Annotated in this window: 1 protein-coding gene; it reads left to right on the top strand. The window is 73.7% G+C overall.

What is annotated here, in order from left to right:
• Positions 1 to 87: 87 nt before the first annotated feature.
• Positions 88 to 1,224 (top strand): FtsX-like permease family protein, encoded by a 1,137-nt coding sequence (locus AB0G02_RS41000; protein ID WP_360806188.1) that lies wholly within the window; start codon positions 88 to 90, stop codon positions 1,222 to 1,224.
• Positions 1,225 to 1,250 lie beyond the last annotated feature (26 nt).

Genomic DNA, 1,250 nt, shown 5'->3' on the forward strand with positions numbered 1-1,250 from the left:
GGGCCGGTGTCGCGCCCGAGCAGGTGCAGTACGTGATCATGGGTCAGGTGCTCACCGCGGGCGCGGGTCACCCCCGCCGCCGCCCGGGTGCTGATCGCGGTCCTGCGCTGGCCGGTGCGCGCGGTGTCCGGCCTGGCCGGGTACCTCGCGGTGCTCAACGCCGGCGCGCGGCGGGTGCGCGTGGCGAGCGCCATCACGCCGGTCATGCTCGCCACCGGCCTGGCCACCGCGCTGATCTACCTCCAGACCACGCAGGCGGGCGCGGAGTCCGGCGCGTTCGCGGAGAGCCTGCGGGCCGACGCCGTGGTCACCAGCTCGACCGGCGGCGTGCCGCTGGAGCTGGTGGACGAGGTGCGCGCGCTGCCCGGCGTGGAAGCGGCGTCGGCCGTGGTCGACACCGAGGCCTACTTCCCCGACCACGAGGACGGCGACGACGAGATCACCGTGCTCGGCGTGACGCCCGACGGCGTCACCGGGACCATGGGCGTGGACGTCACCGCCGGGTCGCTGGGCGACCTGCGCGGTGACGCGGTCGCGTTGCCGACCGGGTGGGCGGAGTCGTTGCACGCCGCCGTCGGTGACTCGGTGACGATGAAGCTCGGTGACGGCGTGCGGGTGGACCTGCGGGTCGCCGCCGTGCACACCGGCGCGTTCGACGCGGCGTTGATGCCCGCGGAACTCGTCGTCGCGCACACCTCCGGCGGTCAGGCCTCGCAGATCCTGGTCAAGGGCCCGGAGTCGGCGCTGACACCGCTGACCGAGCGGAACCCGGACCTGAGGGTCACCGGCCGCGAGCAGGCCCTGGAGGCCGGCGGCGGCGGTGAGCAGACCGGCGCGTGGGTGAACTACCTGCTGGTCGGCATGATCCTGGCGTACACGGTCATCTCGCTGGTGAACACGCTGGTGATCGCGACCGGTGAGCGGCGGCGCGAGTTCGCGCTGCAACGCCTGATCGGCGCCACGCGGGGGCAGATCCTGCGCATGGTCGGCGTCGAGTCGGTGGTGATCTCGCTGGGCGGGGTCATACCCGGCGCGATCGTGTCCCTGGTGACGCTCGTGCCGTTCGCCATCGCGTTGGACTGGACGTTCTGGCCGCGCGGTCCGGTCGGGATCTACCTCGTGGTGGTGGGGTCGGCTACGGGCCTGACCCTGCTGTCGACCCTGCTGTCCACGGCGTACGTGCTGCGCACCGCCCCGGTGGAGGCTGCGGCGGCGCTGGACTGAGCGGTCACGGCCGGCGCCGGAGTCGG

The organism is Actinosynnema sp. NPDC023658 (assembly GCF_040639995.1).
Taxonomy (GTDB): domain Bacteria; phylum Actinomycetota; class Actinomycetes; order Mycobacteriales; family Pseudonocardiaceae; genus Actinosynnema.